Origin of the sequence: Mycobacterium sp. (assembly GCF_032159765.1) — a bacterium.
GTDB lineage: Bacteria > Actinomycetota > Actinomycetes > Mycobacteriales > Mycobacteriaceae > Mycobacterium.
The window spans coordinates 1-2,692 of sequence record NZ_JAVHWM010000229.1 but is presented as its reverse complement, the minus strand read 5'-3'; the positions used below and the strand labels follow the sequence as shown (position 1 = coordinate 2,692).

3 protein-coding genes and 1 pseudogene are annotated in these 2,692 nt (G+C 66.8%); all 4 read right to left on the bottom strand.

Annotation, left to right across the window (positions count from 1 at the left end; genetic code table 11):
- Positions 1-600: HD domain-containing protein (locus QOH60_RS28460; RefSeq protein ID WP_526425241.1), on the bottom strand; the 600-nt coding region annotated here is incomplete at its 3' end.
- A gap of 120 nt (positions 601-720) precedes the next feature.
- A complete protein-coding gene (locus QOH60_RS28455; RefSeq protein WP_526425240.1) occupies positions 721-1,272 on the bottom strand; it encodes an adenine phosphoribosyltransferase in 552 nt (183 codons plus the stop codon).
- On the bottom strand, positions 1,269-2,453 hold the full coding sequence (gene secF, locus QOH60_RS28450) for a protein translocase subunit SecF (RefSeq protein ID WP_526425239.1): 1,185 nt from the start codon (positions 2,451-2,453) through the stop codon (positions 1,269-1,271). Before secF ends, QOH60_RS28455 begins: the two co-directional genes overlap by 4 nt.
- Positions 2,453-2,692: pseudogene (locus tag QOH60_RS28445) on the bottom strand (protein translocase subunit SecD); the annotation flags it as partial. The pseudogene QOH60_RS28445 and the gene secF, both read right to left, overlap by 1 nt.

The window sequence follows — 2,692 nt, the reverse complement described above, 5'->3', positions numbered from 1 at the left end:
GATCACCAGTACCCGGATGTCCTTGGCCATCGCGACGACCATCTTGCGGATCGTCTCGGCTTGGGCGGACTCGCCGTACTTGACCTTGTCCAGCTTGGTCACACCGTCGACCAGCATCGCGATCTCTTCGCTGAAGTCCTTCGTCAGCTCATCCAGCGTGTAGTCGGTGTCCTCGACCGTGTCATGCAGCAGCGCGGCGCACAGCGTCGGGGCGGTCATGCCCAGCTCGGCGAGGATGGTGGCCACCGCGAGCGGGTGCGTGATGTACGCGTCGCCGCTCTTGCGGAGCTGGCCCGTGTGGTACTTCTCAGCCATCCGGTAGGCGCGCTCGATAATCGCCAGATCGGCCTTGGGGTGGGTTGCCCGGACCACTCGGAAGAGCGGCTCCAGCATCGGTGCCCGGTTCGGGTGACGGGTGCCACCGAGGCGGGCCAGCCGGGCCCGGACCCGGGCCGGGGCGATCCGCGGCGGCTGAGCTGACGGCGGTGCTGCGGCGGCAGCCGGCGAAGGACTGGCCACCGGGCGGCTCGCAGGCGTGCGCGGAGGCTCGTGCGGCACGATGCCTGGTACCGCTGAAGTCATCGCCGGGTCTTCGCCCACGTTGTATCCCTCCGCTGACAGACCACCAGTCTAGGGGGAACGGGCCAAGCTGGCTGAACCCGCCTGTGGACAACACGCTGACGGCGTCTCCGGGCATGGCGGTGAAGCAGTCTGGCGACTTCAGACAGTGACGAGCGCGGTCAACTTCTCCCCCGCGAGCCGCTCACGGCCCGGCAGGAAGGACAACTCGATCAGTACCGTCGTTCCCACCACGGTCGCCCCACAGCGTCGTACCAGCCGCAGGCAGGCTTCGACCGTGCCACCAGTGGCCAGTACGTCGTCGACCACCAGCACCCGCTCACCAGGCTCGAACGCGTCCTGGTGGACCTCGATCGTCGCCTCGCCGTACTCCAGCGAGTACGACTCCTCGTAGGTTGCAGCGGGCAGCTTGCCCTTCTTACGGACCGGGACGAACCCCGCACCGAGAGCAAGCGCGACTGGTGCGGCCAGGATGAAGCCGCGGGCCTCGATCCCGACCACCTTGTCGACGACCGTATTGCCGTCGGAGTCCCGGCCTGAGGCGGCTAGCGCCTCGACCACCTGGCTGAAGCCGCTGTGGTCCGCCAGCAGCGGGGTGATGTCCTTGAACACCACCCCGACCTGCGGATAGTCCGGGATGTCGCGGATACCGGACTTCAGCACTTCGTCCAGCGAACGCACCGGCCGGCTCACTTACCGCGCTTGGATCGCGGCTTGCGGCTCGGCTGAGGCCGACCGGCGGAACTGGTCGACTTGATCGGCCGGTTCGAGATCACCGGTGAGCCACCGGCCAGGCGGTCCTGCTTGCGAGGTTCCTTGCTGACCGCAGCAGTGCCACCCGCGGTGGCCGCGACCGGCACCGGCGTACCGGAGGCCGTCGTGGTGACACCCTGGCCGGCCCGCTTCGCCGTCACCCGGCGCCGCAGGGCCTGCATGCCCGGCTCGCGCTCCTTGAAGGTGGCCAGCAGTGCCGGGGCGATGAAGATCGACGAGTAGGCACCGACTGCGATACCGACGAACAGCGCCAGCGACAGGTCCTTCAGCGGACCCGCTCCGAGCACCCAGGTACCGACCACCAGGATCGAGCCGACCGGCAGTAGCGCGATCAACGTGGTGTTGATCGACCGGACGATGGTCTGGTTGACGGCCAGGTTGGCCGCGTCGCTGTAGGTGTAGCGGTTCGAGCCGGTGATGCCGCGGGTGTTCTCCCGGACCTTGTCGAAGACGACCACCGTGTCGTACAGCGAGTAGCCGAGAATCGTCAGTACGCCGATCACGGTCGACGGGGTGACGTCGAACCCGATCAGGGCGTACACGCCGACGGTGATCAGGACGTCGTGGATCAGCGCCAGGATGGCGGCCATCGACGCCTTCGGTTCTCGGAAGTAGATCCAGATCACCAGGAACACCAGGAAGAGGAAGACGACCAGCGCCATGATCGCCCTGTTCGCGATCTGGCCGCCCCAGGAGGCGCCGATCTGCGAGCTGTTCACCGCGTCGACGGAGACGCCGGCCTCTTTGGCGATCGCGGCCTTCACATTGTTGACGTCGGCCTGGCTGAGCGGCCGGGTCTGGATCCGGACCTTGTTGCCACCGACGGTGGTGACGAGGGGGTCACCCAGGTTCTTGGCGTTGGTCGCCTTCACCACGTCGGTGAAGTTCTGCACGGTCGAGGAGGTGACATTGACGTTGGTCTGGTACTCGACGCCGCCCTTGAACTCGATACCGAGCGCCAGTCCGCGGGTGAACAGCCCGATCAGGGAGATCGCGACCACTACGAGCGAGATGCTGAACCAGAGCTTGCGCTTGCCGATGAAGTCGTAGGAGACCTCGCCGCGGTGCAACCGGGCGCCGATGGATCCGAACTTCGACATCAGACCTCCCCTCCGACGGGCTTCGGTGTCGTCTTCTTGGCCGGCCGGGCGGACGGCTTCATCTGACCCGGCAACCGCTCCACGCCGAGGTGCTCGGGGTCGAGACCGGACAGCTTGTGTCCGTGCCCGAAGAAGTCGGTCCGGGCCAGGAGCGTGACGATCGGCTTGGTGAAGATGAAGACCACCAGCAGGTCGATCAGGGTGGTCAGGCCGAGCGTGAACGCGAAGCCCTTCACGCC